This is a genomic window from Desulfosporosinus sp. FKA, from assembly GCF_002196785.1.
GTDB lineage: Bacteria > Bacillota > Desulfitobacteriia > Desulfitobacteriales > Desulfitobacteriaceae > Desulfosporosinus > Desulfosporosinus acididurans.
Window position 1 is genome coordinate 40,659 of sequence record NZ_NAHZ01000018.1, and the last position, 17,187, is coordinate 57,845.

The 17,187-nt window shown below is 37.9% G+C and carries 16 protein-coding genes; 12 read left to right on the forward strand and 4 right to left on the reverse strand.

The features are described from left to right. Positions 1-32 precede the first annotated feature (32 nt). The 3 genes from B5771_RS05670 to B5771_RS05680 all read left to right on the forward strand — a co-directional run bounded on the left by B5771_RS05670 (position 33) and on the right by B5771_RS05680 (position 3,775). Positions 33-2,189, forward strand: coding sequence for a serine hydrolase (locus tag B5771_RS05670; protein ID WP_172408171.1), 2,157 nt, complete (start codon positions 33-35; stop codon positions 2,187-2,189). Further along, positions 2,167-3,219: a serine hydrolase gene (locus B5771_RS05675; RefSeq protein WP_088186674.1), complete on the forward strand. Its 1,053-nt coding sequence runs from the start codon at positions 2,167-2,169 to the stop codon at positions 3,217-3,219. The genes B5771_RS05670 and B5771_RS05675 overlap by 23 nt, the downstream gene beginning before the upstream one ends. 76 nt (positions 3,220-3,295) lie before the next feature. Continuing rightward, on the forward strand, positions 3,296-3,775 hold the full coding sequence (locus B5771_RS05680; RefSeq protein ID WP_088186675.1) for a flavodoxin domain-containing protein: 480 nt from the start codon (positions 3,296-3,298) through the stop codon (positions 3,773-3,775). A 253-nt stretch (positions 3,776-4,028) separates the two neighbouring features. On the opposite strand, the gene B5771_RS05685 is transcribed toward B5771_RS05680, so the two are convergent. Both B5771_RS05685 and B5771_RS24190 read right to left on the reverse strand, forming a co-directional pair. Continuing rightward, positions 4,029-4,808: an acyl-CoA dehydratase activase gene (locus tag B5771_RS05685; RefSeq protein WP_088186676.1), complete on the reverse strand. Its 780-nt coding sequence runs from the start codon at positions 4,806-4,808 to the stop codon at positions 4,029-4,031. A 279-nt stretch (positions 4,809-5,087) separates the two neighbouring features. Continuing rightward, a complete protein-coding gene (locus B5771_RS24190; RefSeq protein WP_047810665.1) occupies positions 5,088-5,237 on the reverse strand; it encodes a hypothetical protein in 150 nt (49 codons plus the stop codon). Positions 5,238-5,608: 371 nt separating this feature from the next. Between B5771_RS24190 and B5771_RS05690 the strand changes: the two genes are divergently transcribed. The 5 genes from B5771_RS05690 to B5771_RS05710 all read left to right on the forward strand — a co-directional run bounded on the left by B5771_RS05690 (position 5,609) and on the right by B5771_RS05710 (position 10,095). Further along, positions 5,609-6,475 carry an AraC family transcriptional regulator gene (locus B5771_RS05690; RefSeq protein WP_088186677.1) on the forward strand — a complete coding sequence of 289 codons (867 nt, stop codon included), beginning with the start codon at positions 5,609-5,611 and terminating at the stop codon, positions 6,473-6,475. Between the two features lie 30 nt (positions 6,476-6,505). After that, on the forward strand, positions 6,506-7,459 hold the full coding sequence (locus B5771_RS05695; protein WP_088186678.1) for an ABC transporter ATP-binding protein: 954 nt from the start codon (positions 6,506-6,508) through the stop codon (positions 7,457-7,459). Continuing rightward, positions 7,459-8,214 carry an ABC transporter permease gene (locus tag B5771_RS05700; protein ID WP_088186679.1) on the forward strand — a complete coding sequence of 252 codons (756 nt, stop codon included), beginning with the start codon at positions 7,459-7,461 and terminating at the stop codon, positions 8,212-8,214. The genes B5771_RS05695 and B5771_RS05700 overlap by 1 nt, the downstream gene beginning before the upstream one ends. 188 nt (positions 8,215-8,402) lie before the next feature. Then, complete coding sequence (locus tag B5771_RS05705) at positions 8,403-8,561, forward strand: aspartyl-phosphate phosphatase Spo0E family protein (protein WP_088186680.1); 159 nt, start codon at positions 8,403-8,405, stop codon at positions 8,559-8,561. A 178-nt stretch (positions 8,562-8,739) separates the two neighbouring features. Continuing rightward, positions 8,740-10,095, forward strand: a complete 1,356-nt coding sequence (locus B5771_RS05710; protein ID WP_088186681.1) for a DUF4829 domain-containing protein — start codon at positions 8,740-8,742, stop codon at positions 10,093-10,095. A gap of 57 nt (positions 10,096-10,152) precedes the next feature. Here B5771_RS05710 and B5771_RS05715 read toward each other — a convergent pair whose 3' ends face one another. Continuing rightward, positions 10,153-10,686, reverse strand: a complete 534-nt coding sequence (locus B5771_RS05715; RefSeq protein ID WP_242966754.1) for a hypothetical protein — start codon at positions 10,684-10,686, stop codon at positions 10,153-10,155. A gap of 476 nt (positions 10,687-11,162) precedes the next feature. On the opposite strand from B5771_RS05715, the gene B5771_RS05720 reads away from it, so the two are divergent. Further along, entirely contained in the window at positions 11,163-12,569 is a 1,407-nt protein-coding gene (locus B5771_RS05720) for an amino acid permease (protein WP_088186682.1), read from the forward strand. 634 nt (positions 12,570-13,203) lie between these two features. Here B5771_RS05720 and B5771_RS05725 read toward each other — a convergent pair. Further along, positions 13,204-13,713: a CBS domain-containing protein gene (locus tag B5771_RS05725; RefSeq protein ID WP_088186683.1), complete on the reverse strand. Its 510-nt coding sequence runs from the start codon at positions 13,711-13,713 to the stop codon at positions 13,204-13,206. Positions 13,714-14,194: 481 nt separating this feature from the next. On the opposite strand from B5771_RS05725, the gene B5771_RS05730 reads away from it, so the two are divergent. From B5771_RS05730 to B5771_RS05740, 3 genes are all read left to right on the forward strand, one after another. After that, a complete protein-coding gene (locus tag B5771_RS05730; protein ID WP_088186684.1) occupies positions 14,195-14,551 on the forward strand; it encodes a NifB/NifX family molybdenum-iron cluster-binding protein in 357 nt (118 codons plus the stop codon). 34 nt (positions 14,552-14,585) lie between these two features. Next, complete coding sequence (locus B5771_RS05735) at positions 14,586-15,032, forward strand: hypothetical protein (RefSeq protein WP_088186685.1); 447 nt, start codon at positions 14,586-14,588, stop codon at positions 15,030-15,032. Positions 15,033-15,270: 238 nt separating this feature from the next. Continuing rightward, a complete protein-coding gene (locus B5771_RS05740) occupies positions 15,271-16,614 on the forward strand; it encodes a HAMP domain-containing methyl-accepting chemotaxis protein (RefSeq protein ID WP_088186686.1) in 1,344 nt (447 codons plus the stop codon). Positions 16,615-17,187: the final 573 nt, after the last annotated feature.

Sequence of the window (17,187 nt, forward strand, 5' to 3'; positions counted from 1 at the left end):
TTTATCTACATGGAAAAATGGGTGAGAGGAGAATGATGTTGGACAATAATAATGATTTTATTAATGATGCCAACAATCTTTGCATGGGTTGTATGCAGTTACGTGGTCAAAATGACCAATGCCTGAATTGTAATTGGGTAGAAGGTACACTGTCTGATTCACCGCTTTATCTACCGCCGCGTACTGAACTGAACAACCGCTATGTGATCGGACGTGTTTTAGGGCATGGAGGTTTCGGTATTACATATCTGGGCTGGGATCAGGAATTACACCTAAAAGTTGCCATCAAAGAGTATTTGCCGGACGGCTTAGGAACAAGAGCTTTAGGTAATAAAACCGTTTCTGTTTTTAGTGGGCAAAACGGACAGGATTATGAATATGGCCTGGAAAAGTTTCTGGCGGAAGCGAGGACCCTGGCGCGTTTTCAAAGTAATCCTAATATTGTCTCAATCATGAACTTTTTTAAGGAAAACGGTACTGCCTATATCGTGATGGAATATGTGGAAGGAATCTCTCTAAGTCAGCTTTTACAGAATAGTAATAAAGGTCGCATGCCCTTGGATGAAGCACTAACCTATATTATGCCTATTGCTGATGCCCTTTCCCTTGTTCATGCTGAGGGAGTCCTGCACAGGGACATTAGTCCGGATAATATTTATATAACGAAAAATTATCAAGTCAAGCTCCTGGATTTTGGAGCGTCACGAAAAATCGTGAATGATGTCAACAAGAGCCTATCCGTACTTTTGAAACCAGGCTATGCGCCGATTGAACAGTATACTTCTAGAGGCGTTCAAGGCTCTTGGACGGACGAATACTCCTTAGCGGCAACGTTTTACAAATTACTCAGTGGTAAAACTCCTCCGGAATCGATTGATCGCATGCAAGGTATTAAGCTTGAGAGTTTAGTGGATCAGGGTGTAAACTTGCCCTCCGTTGTAGAATCAGTTATCTTCAAAGCTTTAGCTATACAACCTCAGGATCGTTTTCAAAATATCGATGAGTTCAAAGCAGAACTGAACAAAGCCCTCTCCATAGGAACTAGCCCCGCTAATACGGTAGACAAGGCGACGAACATTGACTTAGAAAGTCACCGGTCTGAGCAGAAAATTGAAGCGCCTGTCAAGAATAGCCAAGCTGAAGGTGGAGGCAATCAGAATACGGGACCTGCGAGTCTTAACGGCAGTCAAAAGCTGATAATTGTATTAGTAGCTGCATTAATTTTGGTTATACCTGCCACGATTTATGGAATAATCAAATTCAACAGGCCCAAACCGGCTGATCGAATAGTTGACTCTAATCAGGGAAATATTCAAGCTAACAATACTCAGGTTAATAATAATCAATCAATCGTATCTGAAAGCGGGAATCAACCTATTTCTACACCAAAAATTACAGATAAACAAGTAAGTAATAGAATTGTATTTTCTGTATTAGAAAACATCGTACGTCAAGACTCCAAAGGTTCATATTTCATGTACCTCCGTGACAATACAACTAAGGAAGAATATGCGAATAGTGAAGCTAATGACTCAAAAGTTGCAGGGGGGTTAGTTTATATACCAATCATGACCACAGTACTTATTGAGCATTTTAATGGCAATTTGAACTTGGATAAACTAATTACCGTTCAAGGAATTGCCGGAGGTACAGGAAAACTTACTCGACAAGATAGCGGCAGAAGCCTATCCATTAAACAATTGCTCGAACTAATGATGCGCTATTCTGATAATACTGCGGCAAATTTACTGATTGATGAACTTGGAGGTCTGGAAAGGATCAACAAGACGATGAGGTCCTTAAATATTGACGGTATCGTACTGAATAGAAAACTCATGGACCAGCAAGCCATGAATAGAGGATTGGAAAATTACTGTTCGCCTCGGGGTATTGGATCTTTACTAAGTTTACTAGCCGAAAATAGAATTATGGCGGCGCAAGATTGTGAATATTCTATCAGTATTATGGGGAATAACGATCATACTGGAATGGCGAAATACTTGCCTGATAATATCTTGATAAGTCATCAGACCGGTATTTTAACTGGCGTTTTTAATGATGCTGGAATTATCAATACTCCAAAAGGACGAGTTGTCCTAGTCTTAATGGGAGAAAAGGTAGACCAGGATACAGCAACAGAAATATTTGGAAAGGTGGCCAGAGCTGTTGTTGAACAAATCCAGAAATAGCAATAGATTCGATCGCATCATCAAAATTGCCTTATATGTGGTTTTATTGTTGTTAGTATTTACTGCTATAGTATTTACATATGAGGTCACAAAAAAAGAAGCGACGGCAACAAGTAAATCTGATTTGATGGACTTCGCCGTTGATTCCGGCAAGCAGTCCAGTCAAGATAATGATTCCGAAGGTAATGAATCGACTCTGGAAAAAAGTAATATACAAACCTCAAACACTGGCAAGAACGTTAAGAGTACAACAGATAAGTTGGCAAGGGATATTAAGAAGATTATCCAGAACGAACGTGGTTCATATTCTATATCCTATCAAGACACGATTTCTAATAATAATTTGGTCATAAACCCCCAAAAAATGACTGCAGCAAGTATGATTAAGTTATTTGTCATGATTGAATCCTATAATCAAATCAAGGAAGGGGTGATTAATGAAAATGAAAAAATAACGCTTACCAGTAGTATGAAAGTAGGCGGAACAGGCTCTTTATCAAGCAGAAAAGACGGTACTGTCTTAACAATAGACCAGCTAATCTACTTAATGATAACGCAAAGTGACAATACGGCAACAAATATATTGATCGATCGAATTACTATGGACAAAATTAATACTACTGTTCAAAAATTAGGCTGCCTTGATACTGTACTTCAAAGGAAGATGATGGATTTTAAAGCTCAAGGTGAAGGAAAAGAAAACTATACCTCTGCTGCCGATTTATGCAATATTTTAACAAAACTATATAAGAATGAATGTCTCGGTGAGAAGTATGATCCAAAGATGATTGAAATTCTAAAGAGACAGGAAAATAACACCAAATTACCACTTTTGCTTCCTGCTGGAACAGTCGTTGCACATAAAACAGGTGAACTTGATCAGGTGGAGAACGATGCCGGAATAATATTCACTCCCAAGGGTGCCTATGTTTTATGCGTTTTGTCTAGTGGTATTGTAGCTGGCGATGCAAGAACAATAATCGCCAAAGTGTCCAAGGTTGTCTACAATGATACCTTGCATACTAGCTGAGGTGTGACCTCCTTAAAAATGTATTTCCAAACGGTGGGAACAGTGTTAAAATTATGTTTAAAAGGAGGAGGATTTTATGAGAATAGCTATAGTTTATTATAGTATGACTGGTAATACCAAAAAGGTTGCAGACCTCATAGCTGAAGGTGCAAAGAAAATCGATAATGTTGATGTAAAAAGTATGTCGATCGAAGAAATTGACAATGAATTCTTGAACGAAGCCAAAGTAGTTATCTTTGGATCGCCGACGATTGCAGGAACCTTTGCATGGCAATTAAAGCAATGGTTAGATACAGCTAAAAATGTTAACGGAAAACTCGGAGCTGTTTTTGCTACAGCAAATTATGTTGGCGGCGGTGCAGAGGTAGCGGAACTCTCAATGATTGCTGAAATGTTAGTAAAAGGTATGTTGGTCTACTCCTCCGGTGTTGCTGAGGGACAGCCTTTCATCCATTACGGAGCTGTGTGCATTAAAGATGGGGATGATGGGCAAAAAGAGCGAGCAAAAATATTTGGCGAAAGAATTGCTAGAAAAGCTGTAGAATTATTTAACTAATACACTAATCTAAAAAGTTACATCTTGGAGCTGAATTATTGAAATAATTAGTTTTATAGCAAGCTTTTATTGCAATTAAGGTATTTATGTGCAGACAAGTTTGTATCAACGCAATATGTTGTGTTATTAACAAAAATGAAGTATGTTTCTTCACACATTTAGAGTAGTGCGGGGAGACATATTTTTTTTGCCATTCATAACTTAGTTGAGCGCCTTCCTGAAGATGATCAAAGAACTGAGATCGGCTTCCAGGTTATTTATTATCCTTTCTCCATTTTTCAAAACCAACTATAGCAGCACCTAGGGCGCCAACGATCTGTGGTTGACTTGATATATTGAATTTCATCTTGAATGCGCTGGATAAAATTTGGCATATCTTTGGATTGTTAGCAACTCCGCCGGAGAATGTGACCTCTTCCCGCAAGGGAATTTTTGAAGCGAGACTCAACATTTTATTTGCAATGGTTTGGACTATTCCGGAAGCAATTGCTTCTTTGGGCACCTCTTGAGCAAGGAGGCCGATAATCTCTGACTCAGCAAAAACCGTGCACATGCTATTGATGCTTACTGGTTTGCTGTTCGAAGCCAGTTGACCTAATTCATCTAATGTAATGTCAAGTATTCCCGTCATTACTTGTAAGAAGCGTCCTGTCCCGGCAGCACATTTGTCATTCATGATAAAATCAGCAACTGTCCCATCTTCATTGACTGCGATCACTTTGCTGTCCTGACCGCCGATGTCGATGACTGTTCTAGTATGCGGAAAAAGGAAATTCGCCCCTTTAGCGTGACAGGTTATTTCAGTAACTTTTTTATCAATGAAGGGAAGGGAAACACGTCCATAGCCTGTTCCTACGATAGCATTGATATCCTTTTCTCGCAGACCTGCCATGTTGAGTGCTTCCAGAAAAACTGACCGCCCGGCTTCTTTCGGGTTCCAGCCTGTGGGAATTATAGCTGCACTTCTAATGGTTCCATCAAAAATAACGGCTTTCGTTGCCATAGAACCAACGTCAATACCCGCGCTGAGCACTTAACTCACCTTCTTTGTAAATTATCATCAGTTGGATTAACTAACACAGATGTAACAAAAGCCTACCTATTTAATACTCGGGCTATAAGTCTTATTTTGTCAATAACTTATTAGCTATATATTAACATAATTATTATATTATCTATTGCCATAGAATAAAATAGAAAATGAGGAATAAGAATTAAGTTTTCAGTTTTCAGTTTTCAGTTTTCAGTTTTCAGTTTGAAATAACGAACGGGCTATCATCAATTAAGATGATAGCCCTCAAAATAGTAATTATTAGAAGATAACGCCTAAAGCGATAAGAATTAAAATAGCGATGGCAATAATTCCGGCACCGATGCAGCTTCCTCCGCCGCCAACTGGAGCACAACATGCTCCGCCCATGCCATATCCACCATAACCCATTCCATAGCCCATTCCGTACATTAATTTTTCTCCTTTCAAATTAGAATACGATCCCCATTGCAATAAGCAGAAGAATAATAACTACCACTATACCGATTCCTGCTCCATAGCCAAAGCCTGTTCCACAAGCACCTGCTCCGCCAGCGCCTCCAAATGCCATTTCCTTTTCCTCCTTTTCACGAGATAGTACATTGTATGTTAGAGATGGCTAATATGGTACATTATGGAAAAATGAAAGTGCGCAATATAATTTAGAGCTCAAAAACGCTTGGATTCGTTCGGATCTTGATTCGAACAGTAAACTTTACTGAGATAAAGTTTACAAAAGAGGACAACAAAAGCGAGGACTTAATATACTGGGCGGTGTATGATTTTTACAAGGAGGTGAAGAAATGGAGTGGCTAAAAAATTTGAGCAACGCAATTGATTATATTGAAGACAACTTAGTCGGTGAGATTTCTTATGAAGAAGCTGCAAAAATTGCGTGTTGCTCCACCTATTATTTTCAACGAATGTTTTCCTATGTGGCTGGTATTTCGTTATCCGAATATATTCGGCGCAGGAGAATGACACAAGCAGCATTTGAATTGCAAGCTACAGAAATAAAGGTTTTAGATGTTGCCTTGAAATATGGGTATACTTCACCTACGTCCTTTAACCGGGCGTTTCAATGTGTTCATGGGATTTCTCCTGCTTCCGCAAAGTCACAAGGAAGTGTGCTGAATGCATACCCACCTATCAAGTTTTCAGTTAAAGTTACAGGAGGTAATGTTATGTCCTATAGGGTTGAAGAAAAAGAAGCTATGCGAATTGTGGGTATCCGTATTCCACTATCGTTCGATATGGAAGAAAACATAAAACTTGTTCCTCCTTTTTGGAGCAAGACAATAAAAAGCAGTCAATTCTCGGAAATCTGCGATTTGTCGAACCAGTTCCCAAAGGGTGTATTGGGAGTTACCGTATGCCAAAGCACTGACGAAATTTACTATTTTATTGCAGCTGCAACCGATAAACCTACTCCTGATGGGATGTTCGAATATACAATTCCGGCAGCCACATGGGTGATTTTTGAAAGTGATGGGCATTTTAAAGAATCTATCCAAAACATATTTAGACGCTTCCTCACAGAGTGGCTTCCGTTCTCGGGATATACTTACGCAGAGCTGCCAGACATTGAAGTTTATCCAATTCGTAAAGAAAGACCGCAGGAGGGGCACTCCGAAGTGTGGATTGCGGTAAAAAAAGAAAAGAAGAATTGAATCGATGGAATACCAAATTGGAGGAATAAAATGGCAGTTATTATATGTGTTAAAGATTTGATTAAAAAGTATAACAACGGTGTGCAGGCACTTGATGGCCTTTCTCTGACTGTTAATGAGGGAGAAACTTTTTCCCTCTTAGGGCAAAATGGCGCGGGAAAATCAACGCTTATCAATATACTGACAACGTATCTGCGTCCTACATCCGGAAGTGTAATCATGTTTGGAAAAGATGTCTGCCACGAAGCGGCTGCAACCCGTTCACAAATTTCTTGTGTAGCACAGCGGACATCTATCGACTCACATCTTTCTCTCACAGAAAACATGATGTTTCAAAGCAAACTTTATAAGGTGCCGAAAATGGACGCACGAAGGCGTATGGAAACACTAATTTCCTGCTTTGGGTTAGAACAGTATTTGAATTATCCGGTTTCGTCCTATTCCGGCGGGGTAAAAAGGCGGCTTGACATTGCACTCAATATGATGTCAAATCCCAAAGTACTGTTCCTGGACGAGCCAACGGTTGGTATGGATATTCAATCCCGCATGGCAATGTTAGATATGCTGAAGAAAATCAGAAATGATTTTGGAACTACGATTTTTTTGACGACTCACTATTTAGAGGAAGCCGATCAGTTAAGCGATACTATCTGCATTATGAAAAATGGGAAAGAGGTCATTCAAGGTTCTCCGAACGCTCTCCGGGAATATTTGCATCAAGATATGCTGAAAATCAGTTTTGCATCAAAGGAAGAAGCTAAAATTTGCTTTGAACCGTTAAAAAGCGTCGTTGCTCTTAAAGAATCGGATTTACGAGACGATAAAATTATCACTAGCTTAAAAAACGGGCATAGCGATTTAGAAGAAGCAAATCGGTGGCTGTTGGAGCAAGGCGTTCCTTTCTTGGGTATCGAAATTATGCGGCCTGCTTTGGAGGATGTTTTCATAAGGCTGACAAGTGATGATGAAAGGGGAGTCAGTTGATGGGAGTTCTAACTTTGCTCCATCGTGATATAAAATGGCGTTTCCACAACGCTTTCACCATTGTAATTACGATTTTGCAGCCAATACTTTGGCTGATTTTATATAGCGCAGTTGCCGGGCAGTCCATGCATGAGATTGGAATCGAGAACTATACTGCCTTTATGCTTCCCGGTCTTGTAGTACTGGTAAGTTTCGGAGCTTGCAGCAGTAGTGGCATTATGAATTATTTGATGAAAACAGATGGCAGTTTTTACCGGGTATTGATTGCCCCGGTTCGGAGAAGTTCAATTGTACTCGGCCAGGTATTAGAAGCGGTTTTATGTACTTTTATTGAAATAGCTATTATGTATATGGTCAGCTTGTTCTTTTCAGTGAAAATTGCATCTGGGCCGATGGGATTGCTTCTAATTATTTTGTTGCTATTTATGACAGCGTTTTTTATGGCAAGTCTTACTTATGCAATTAGTCTTTGCTTACCGAATGAAGTCATATACGAAACAATGATGAACGCAATTGTCCTGCCAATCTTTTTCCTCAGTACAGCGTTATTTCCTACAGATAACTTATCTGGTGGATTGACAATTGCTGTTAATCTAAATCCGTTTACGCATGTAATTAATGTTTTACGAGCTTTGACTTTACAGGGCAATATTGCTGCACGTGATATTATCTTCGTCTTGATTTTACTTTCGATGATGTGCGTTATCAGTTTTTCTTGGGCATTATATAGGTTAAAAAAGGAAACAAGCTTCTAGTAACGTACTGGCATGCGCTGCCTTACAGCACAAAATAATAATTAATTTTTTTTATCGTTTCATGACTTTTCTTAAATATATTAAGGTGACAGATATTGTCGAACTCATTGATTCCAATCAACACCTGGAATATAATAGCAATTGTGTTGAGATAATGTCTAAAATTACCATATGGGGTGAGACGATGAATGAGTGCTGTTGAATTATTGAAGTCTATTGAGATTGTACGAGAAAAATTAAATACTTTAGGGTCAAATAAATCACTTGTCGACCCTGAAGTTATTCAACTTAGCCAGAGGCTCGATTTATTATTAAATATATACTATAGCATGAGAGATGTTGCTTAAGTTAAAATAGTTATATAAAAGCTATCGTACATACTTAATATGAAAACATCAAATTACGTATTGGAGTGCCTGGGAGGGTGATGAATTCTTTTAATCCCACCGCAGCGTTTTTGCGTTTCCAATTGAATTGCCGCCGAGATTAAGTCAATCCAAAACTTTTTATGGAGAATAAAAGAATATGAATAAAAGAATAGCACTATCTATTGTTATTTCGCTTAGTGTTTTATTAACTGGTTGTGGAAGTAAGCAAGTAGAAAATCCCTCAGGAACCCAAAATATTGAGAAAAAAACAATTGCAAATCTGACAGCACAGAAAAAGGCAAACGAGATAAAAAATTCTGTGGTGCCTAATTTCGAAGGAATATATAATAATACGGTTGAGATCGATGTCAATTTTAGCTCGAATGGTATGTACAATAATGAAGCTATTACAATCAAAGATGGCAAAATGTTATCCGATATTTTAACAATGATTGGAAAAAGTCAATTGGTAACAAATGAGTCAAAAATTAAAACTATGAGTGGAATAGCAACTAAGAACAATAGCTTGATTCTTGTTGGCAGGGATGGGAGCAAAAAGGAAATCAAATTTGCTTTTGATGACCCGGCATTTGCAGTTGGGTATTTAGAAATTGATCACCAAAAGTATGACCCTGGTTTTAGTTTTTTCAGGTATATAAGGGATCTTACAGAATATAGGCAGTTTGATACAAACATAGACAATCAGATTGAACAATTGTTTGGAAAATATAATTGGACTGTCGACTATAGAGTTAACACTATCGATGAAACACTCCCAGCTAATCTTAAACATGAGGCGGGGGAGTATCCTGTTAAGATATACTGGGCATACAATAACGAACTATCTAAAAATATCGGGCTGGATTATAGCAAATATTTAGGGGAGAAAGTGAAGGTTGACATATATAGGCTTAGGGAGCCGCTGCCTGATTACATGAAGCCAAGAATGGATGCTCGAGGAATCGTTTTGAAGTACGATAACAAAATCGTTGGGGCGTATATTGATGCCGGTAGGCATAATTGCTTTGCCTGCTCACTCGATCGGAAAAGCTTGAATGACATTAATGGTAAAGATTGGGATAATTGGATTAGTGACTATATAGATTATAATAATGAACTAGAGCTTAAATTGTCTAAAATGAAACCCGAGGATATCATAAAACAGTATTATGATGCTTTAGACAGCCATGATCAAAAAATGCAGTTTTCATGTTTGACCCGGCAGAATTTATGTCATTATCTATCTGTAAACATGGATAATAATCTTCTGTTTAACAAGGGTTTTAATACTGCTTATGCAGATGGAGAACAGAATGTAAAATCAGCAAAATTTATTAATTTGCAAGAAGTAAGTGGCCTTGGCAATCCAGAGGGGACTGTGGAGTATGCAGTAACCATATATTTTAAATTTAAACAAGAGATAACTTCTAACAATGGGAAACAAACCAGATTTATTATTCTCAAAAAAGAAACGGCTAAAAGTGGTTGGAGAATTGATAGCGAAGGTTTTTAAGACCCCCACTTCATGTAAGTGGGGGTGTTGGTCCTTCGCTTTAGCTGAACGAGTTCACTAAATATTGGCGAATTGAGAATTAGGTTCATAACTAGGAGCTAGTTTACGGTAAAATGCACTCTCATTAGAGATTAATCCAGTCGCTTCGAACGAATACCTTTCTAGAACATTGGAATAGTCGTTCGCTTGAGTAACAAAGAGTTTAGCCATATCTGCGGCGTCTTCTAAAGTGTTAAAAATAAAAAGATTATACATAAATAGGACTCTATTTTTTACGCGAAATACTAGGTGTGGTATTCCGCTCTTTTGAGCGAGCGAAATTAACACAGGTCTTTTGCCGATACTCATTAAAATACTTAAAGCCTCTAAAGAAATGCAGTCTTTTGTCATAGATATAGATATAGCTTTTTGCATATTACACTTGTTGTTGATTTCAAGATCAATATTGTGTTCTTCTGCCCACTCGTTTGTCATTTTGTTGTACAAATCTCGAACCCCCACAACCGCAAGCGTGAACTTACCAATTAATGACTCCGGCATATTATCGAATTCTACAGGAGTAACGCCAATGATTATATTTCTTTTCCCCATTTAGTCCACCTCTCAACATAATTTTTGTGATGTATAAATTGCAAATTATATTGAAACATGTCAGCCTAAATTTTATATTACAAACAATTCAAATAATTCATACTAGTTTAACTTTTCTTAACTATAACACTCCTTGCAAATTAAATAAAATGACCATTTTGTATTATTCAATAAGAAAATAAAATCACCATTCAATAAATTGGTAGTGGTGTAATCAGAAAAACTTTTTTAAAACTAAGTGAACCATGTATAATAAAAAGCGGAAAACTGTTGGAACAAGAGGTTCCTAAAAATGGAGATGAGGAATGAAATACTAATAAAAACAGGCTCGATCATTGGCACACTAAAATGCCTTATATGGGCGTTAGAAAACTATGAAAAAAACTGCAGAAAGAAGATGGTCTTCTAGTTGGGCGTATAAGAACAAATGAAACAATTAATGGAAGTGAATATTCGATAAGAAGGAAGTTGTAATAATGCAAGATAAACAATTAACTAGAGGACTTAAGGCTCGGCATATTGAATTGATTGCACTCGGCGGCACGATCGGCGTTGGTTTGTTTATGGGGTCGGCAAGTACTATAAAATGGGCTGGACCCTCTGTGTTACTGGCCTATGCCTTGGCTGGGATCATTATGTTTTTTGTCATGCGTATCATGGGAGAAATGCTGTTTCTCGAACCAGTGACAGGTTCCTTTGCTACCTTTGCGAATAAGTATATAAGCCCATTGGCTGGATTTATGACCGCTTGGAGTTATTGGTTCTTATGGGTTACGGTAGGGATGTCGGAAGTAACTGCAATCGGGATTTATGTAAACTATTGGTTTCCGAGCATTCCCCACTGGCTGCCGGCTTTGGTCGGGGTAGGAATCGTTGCGGCAGCAAATTTAGCTGCTGTGAAATATTATGGAGAATTCGAATTTTGGTTTGCTATGATCAAAGTCATCGCCATTGTCTTTATGTTGGTTATTGGTACAGGCGTGATTTTTTTCGGGTTAGGTAACGGTGGTCATCCCATTGGTCTTTCAAATCTCTGGAGCCATGGCGGGTTTTTCGCCGGTGGGCTCAACGGATTCTTATTTTCCCTCTGTATCGTAACGGCAGCCTTCCAAGGCGTAGAATTAGTAGGAATTACAGCAGGTGAAGCGGAAAATCCTAAACGAACGCTGCAAAAAGCCATTAAGAATATCATCTGGCGTATTTTGATCTTTTATGTGGGTGCTATTTTTGTCATTGTTACCATTTACCCTTGGAATCAAATAAGTATACTAGGCAGTCCCTTTGTGTTGACCTTTGCTAAAGTAGGGATTGTTGCCGCTGCCGGCATCATAAATTTTGTTGTCCTCACAGCAGCTATGTCAGGGTGTAATAGTGGGATTTATAGTGCGGCAAGAATGCTCTATACCTTAGCCAGTAATGGCCAAGCACCTAAATTCTTTGGTAAAGTATCTAAAAGTGGTGTGCCCAGAAATAGTATTGCAACGACGATTGCCTGTTTATTGTTGGGAGTTTTGTTAAATGTCATAGCTCCAAATTCAAAATTGTTTATCTATATTTATAGTGCCAGTATTCTTCCGGGAATGGTTCCGTGGTTTGCCTTAGCGTTCAGTCAATTTAAGTTCAGGGAGAAATGGAAAAATGAAATCAATGATCATCCCTTTAAGTCTCCCTTATTTCCGATCAGCAACTATATCACCATTATATTTTTGGCACTCGTCTTGGTTGGAATGTGGTTCAATCCTGATACTCATTTATCATTAATAGTGGGAGCAGTATTTCTCCTGATTGTCATTGTGGGGTACTATGCTTTTGGCATGGGAAAAAGACAGACAACCCAGGAATTAGAGGCTATACAAGAAACCAAACAACAGGTAGCCAAATAGATCCCTGCCCAAGTAATGAAATGGGAGGGAGATAAGGCTACTGTTGAGGCAGAGGTAACAATAAAACGATGAATCTCTGTACACTCGTTCAGGGATTCATCGTTTACATAGGATTGATCGTGTAATTTACCTAACTTATTATGGAGTTTGTTTTATTACTTAATTTATTCTTAGGCGTAGGCGCATAATTAAAACTATTCTTAGTAAAAGTTCCCTTTAAACATGAACTGCATAATACAATACATAGTATTATAGGCGTTGTTATTATCAAAGTTGCAATTAGGAAAGAAAATGTGTAACAAATAATTCCCAATAAACCAAAAAACATTTAAACAACCTCCTGTATATTATTTTAACGCGCACAATCATCATATGCTCAAATTAAATATAAATGACGAACGCGAAATATTCACAATATTCTCCATAATAATAGTCAATTGAATTTGCTGGCTATGTTCTATGGGTGGCTGTTTAGATTTGATGCGTAGAAAACTTTCTATTTAGAACATGGCCATGGAGGTCTTGCTTTAAAGAAAGGGCAGCTTAAAGCGCAGCCTATAGGGCTGCGCTGGTTATCCTCGGTTGAGGAGCGGGGCTTCAATCACTGATTTCTGAATTCAAGTATGATTATCAATTATAAACATTCTTCAATATAATATAGAATGTCAATTGCCCTAATAATTCCTATCGGCTTTCCTCCCTCCAAGACTGGCAGTATATTGATTTTTTTAGTCATCATTATTCGAATTGCATCAGAAAGATTTTGCTCTGAATGAACAAATTCAGTTACTAGTGGACGTATTGCATCAGCAACTTTAGTATTAACGCTATAACCTAAGGAACTCTTACGATAAAAGTTTCCCCAAGACACTGGAAAATTCTCAGCGGTATCATTATTATTCAGCGTTTTTACTTTTATGGCATTGAGTATATCTCGCACTGTTAAAATACCGGCAAGTCTCTCCTCATTTCCTTCTTTTTTTAGGACTATAATGGACCGATGTTTTTTACTCTCACCTGAATAGTCTTTAAGAACTTTTATGGCGTCTCTTAAGGTATCGGTATTATAGACTACAGGATATTCAGATGATGATGAAGATGAAACCGGAACCATTAAGTCCTTAACTTTTTTTGTTTCAGGCATAGTTAGTTCCTCCTCTTCTAATTTATTAAATATTTCGAATATACTTATTTTTATTCTATTCCTAAACGTTTGTGACATATGCCAAATATAATTGCATTCGATAGTTACATTTAAAACCAGAATAACGAAAACATATACCCCGCAAGGGCTAATTTCGCTTCGAAATGCGATTTGCTAATCTCTAGAAGGAACCAACTCCCACTTACAAAGTGGGAGTCTTACGATTGGATAAATTCAAGTAATTTAGTCTTGCAACTATAATATAAAAACTTAATAATAATTGACATATGTTCAAAAAGGACTATAATAGAAATCGAATGGGGCATATGCCAATAACCAAAAGGAGGTAATTGCCATGCCAGTTGACAGATTACTAATTGTGACTTCTTCGCAACACGTGATCAAAGTTTGAGTAAACGTTTTGAGGGTGATTGGCTAGAGAATATAACAACTATGTTAGATAAAATGGAGGAAAAGAAAAATGAAAATTGCTGTGGCAAGTAAGAATGGAATGGTCACAGAACACTTTGGGTATTGCGAGAGTTTCAATATTTTTGAAGCAGAAAACAATCAAATTGTTAAGAGCAAATCTATACCAAACCCTGGACATAAGCCTGGTTTTTTACCAAATTTCTTAAACGATATGGGAGTTAACGTTGTGATTGCCGGGGGCATGGGTGGCAGCGCCGTCAGCATCTTCAACGATAAAGGTATTGAGGTTATTACAGGTGCACAAGGAATTGCTGAAACCGCTGCAAAAAGCTATTTGCAGGGCACACTTAAATCTACGGGCTCTGTCTGTCACGAACATCAGCATCATGATGAATGTGGTAATTAAATGAGGAGACCTGATTATTTGAAGGAGGATAAACATGGAGAATATTCAAAACCTATTAATCATAGTTAACAGTGGCATCGACAAGCCATACAATCAGTATGCTTCTTATGTTGTAGCTTTTATGTCCAAGCATATAGCCAAGATTGAAAATGTCACGTTATATTATGGACCTTATGGAGTTAACATGTCTAAAAAGGGCATGCTCGCATCCCTTAAATTAACAGATGATCTTAAAGAATTAATCGCGAGTCAGCTGGATGGTGTAGCTAAGGATGCACTTCCAGATAATCTTGAATTAATGGCTCGTTTCGTTAAGGATAAATTAGGAATAAATATTGTTTCCTGTGCTACATTTAATGTTATCGATGGTATTTCTCAAAATCTTGAAGACACATCCCAAATGGAAGACTTCATTATGCCGGTTAAACTGCCACTGGCAGCCCAGGCATTAATCGGTGCTGATAAAATATTATACTTTTAGTTTCAAGTGCGTGGATAAACAAAGTAGCGATGACTTTTTACGATAAATTCTGCGACATTTTTGCACAGCGCAACCGGCCTAGTTTATAAACTATTTATAAGCTAGGCTTATTTTTGTTTTAAATAAGAGGAATTTAACAATCGGAGAAGAAGTTCTATTGAATCGAAAAAAATTATTATGGTAACTTCACTATCATTTGATATTGTTACTTAAATTTTAATTAGAGGAGGACGTTACCTTGACATCATTTCTAGAGCGTTTGAGCCAATATCTTTTTCGTCATTCCAGAATTATCCGCTGGTGGTTTAACCTTACTCTTTCCCATAAGCTTATTCTTGCCTTTTTAATCAGTGCATTAATCAACCTTTCAAGCGGTGGTTTTGCTTATTACTTAGCGTTACAGGGAGGTGAATTGGTAACTCATATTGAAACTTTATTAATCTTTTCAACCCTCGCCAGTCTATTAATATTTCTTTACGGACTTTATATCTCTTTTCTAACTTCGAGACCCCTAAGACATGCCGTCGATTTTGCCGATACACTGGCTAAAGGTGATCTGACACCAACTTTAAGTAGTCTTACGAAAACAGACGAAATAGGGAAACTATGCCAGTCACTTGGTACAATGCTTGAAAATTTTCGCTCATTAGTTGAAAATATTTCCTATGGAGTAAAAACGTTCCAGGAATCATCTCAAACTTTGGGAGAACGTGTAGAAGTAACCGCCAGTGCTGCAAAGCAAATATCTCAATGTATCGATGAGTTAGCCCAAGGATCACAAAACCAAAGTCAGGATAATAATCTTCAGGCTATTCTTTCTACGATCGAGAAGATGTCTGCCGGAATTGAACAAATTGACCAAAGTGTATCTCTTGCGGATCAAGCTTCCACTCAGGCGCTGACCTTAGCCAATGAAGGAGATCAAGCGATTACCGAAACAAACGTCCAAATGCTCCACATTCATCATACTGTTGATGAGACTGGTACCATTATTTCCGAACTCGGTGAAAAATCCAGCTCAATTCAAACAATTGTCGCAACCATTAAGGCCATATCGGACCAAACTAACTTACTGTCCTTAAATGCAGCTATTGAAGCCGCACGAGCAGGGGAACATGGTCGTGGTTTCAGTGTTGTAGCCGATGAAGTCCGCAAACTGGCGGAGCAATCAAACCAATCCAGTGTTCAAATTGAACAGATCATACTGGATATTAAACATAACGTTGACAGGGCTATTGCCAGCATGACAGCAGAAAAAGACGTTGTTCGTAATGGAGTCAAAATAATTGAAGAAGCTCAAAAAACATTTAATAAGATTATGGAAACGACGCAGATAGTCAATCGTCAAGTTAAGGAAGTAGCTCAATTCGCCCGAAATATTGCTGATAATTCGCATGATATCTTTTCCAAAATAGAACAGGTTGGTGCCATTATTAAAGAGACTACCCTTAAAACAGATGAAGTGGCTTCGAGCAGTTTAGAACAAATGAAAGCAATGATGGAAATCAATACTTTGACTGAAGAGCTTCAAGCAGCCTCTCGGTCACTGCAAGAATCAACAGAAAAGTTTAAATTAGAATAGTAGTGCAAATGCCTTTGGCTATTTGCACTCAACAACGTCTTGGTAACGACACACTTTTTTGCACATAGGGCATACAACATTCTTCGAATTCTTGGGTTTCCCCCTATAATTGAACGAAACGGTGATTGTTGTCATTCTACGAGATATAGAAGCCCATTTGTTCGATTTACTAACCTGTCCACAGTTAGGACACAAAAAATACGGAATCTCTAAATTATCCGTCAAATCATTACAACCTTCCTTCAAATGCGTTGCCTATATTCATCTTACAAGTAAGGGGTTTTCAATACGGGTTTATAATCTAGAGTATTCAGTTAAGATTTCTGCGTTACTAAATTTTTTGATTAAATTGCTTAAACATTAAAAGCCGTCCCACAGCAGGGCGGCTTTTAGTTCTCTCATATCTTGTCTTTAGCTTAGTAATTTCTTGTGCAAATGTCGAAATAACTCGAAAATTACATGTTGGAAAACTTAAAATTTTAAAGTATTATTAACAAAAGTGTAATTATATGAGATATTGTTATTCACAATGATATCAGGAGAGCGAAGTTTAGTAATTAAAAACATCGGTTG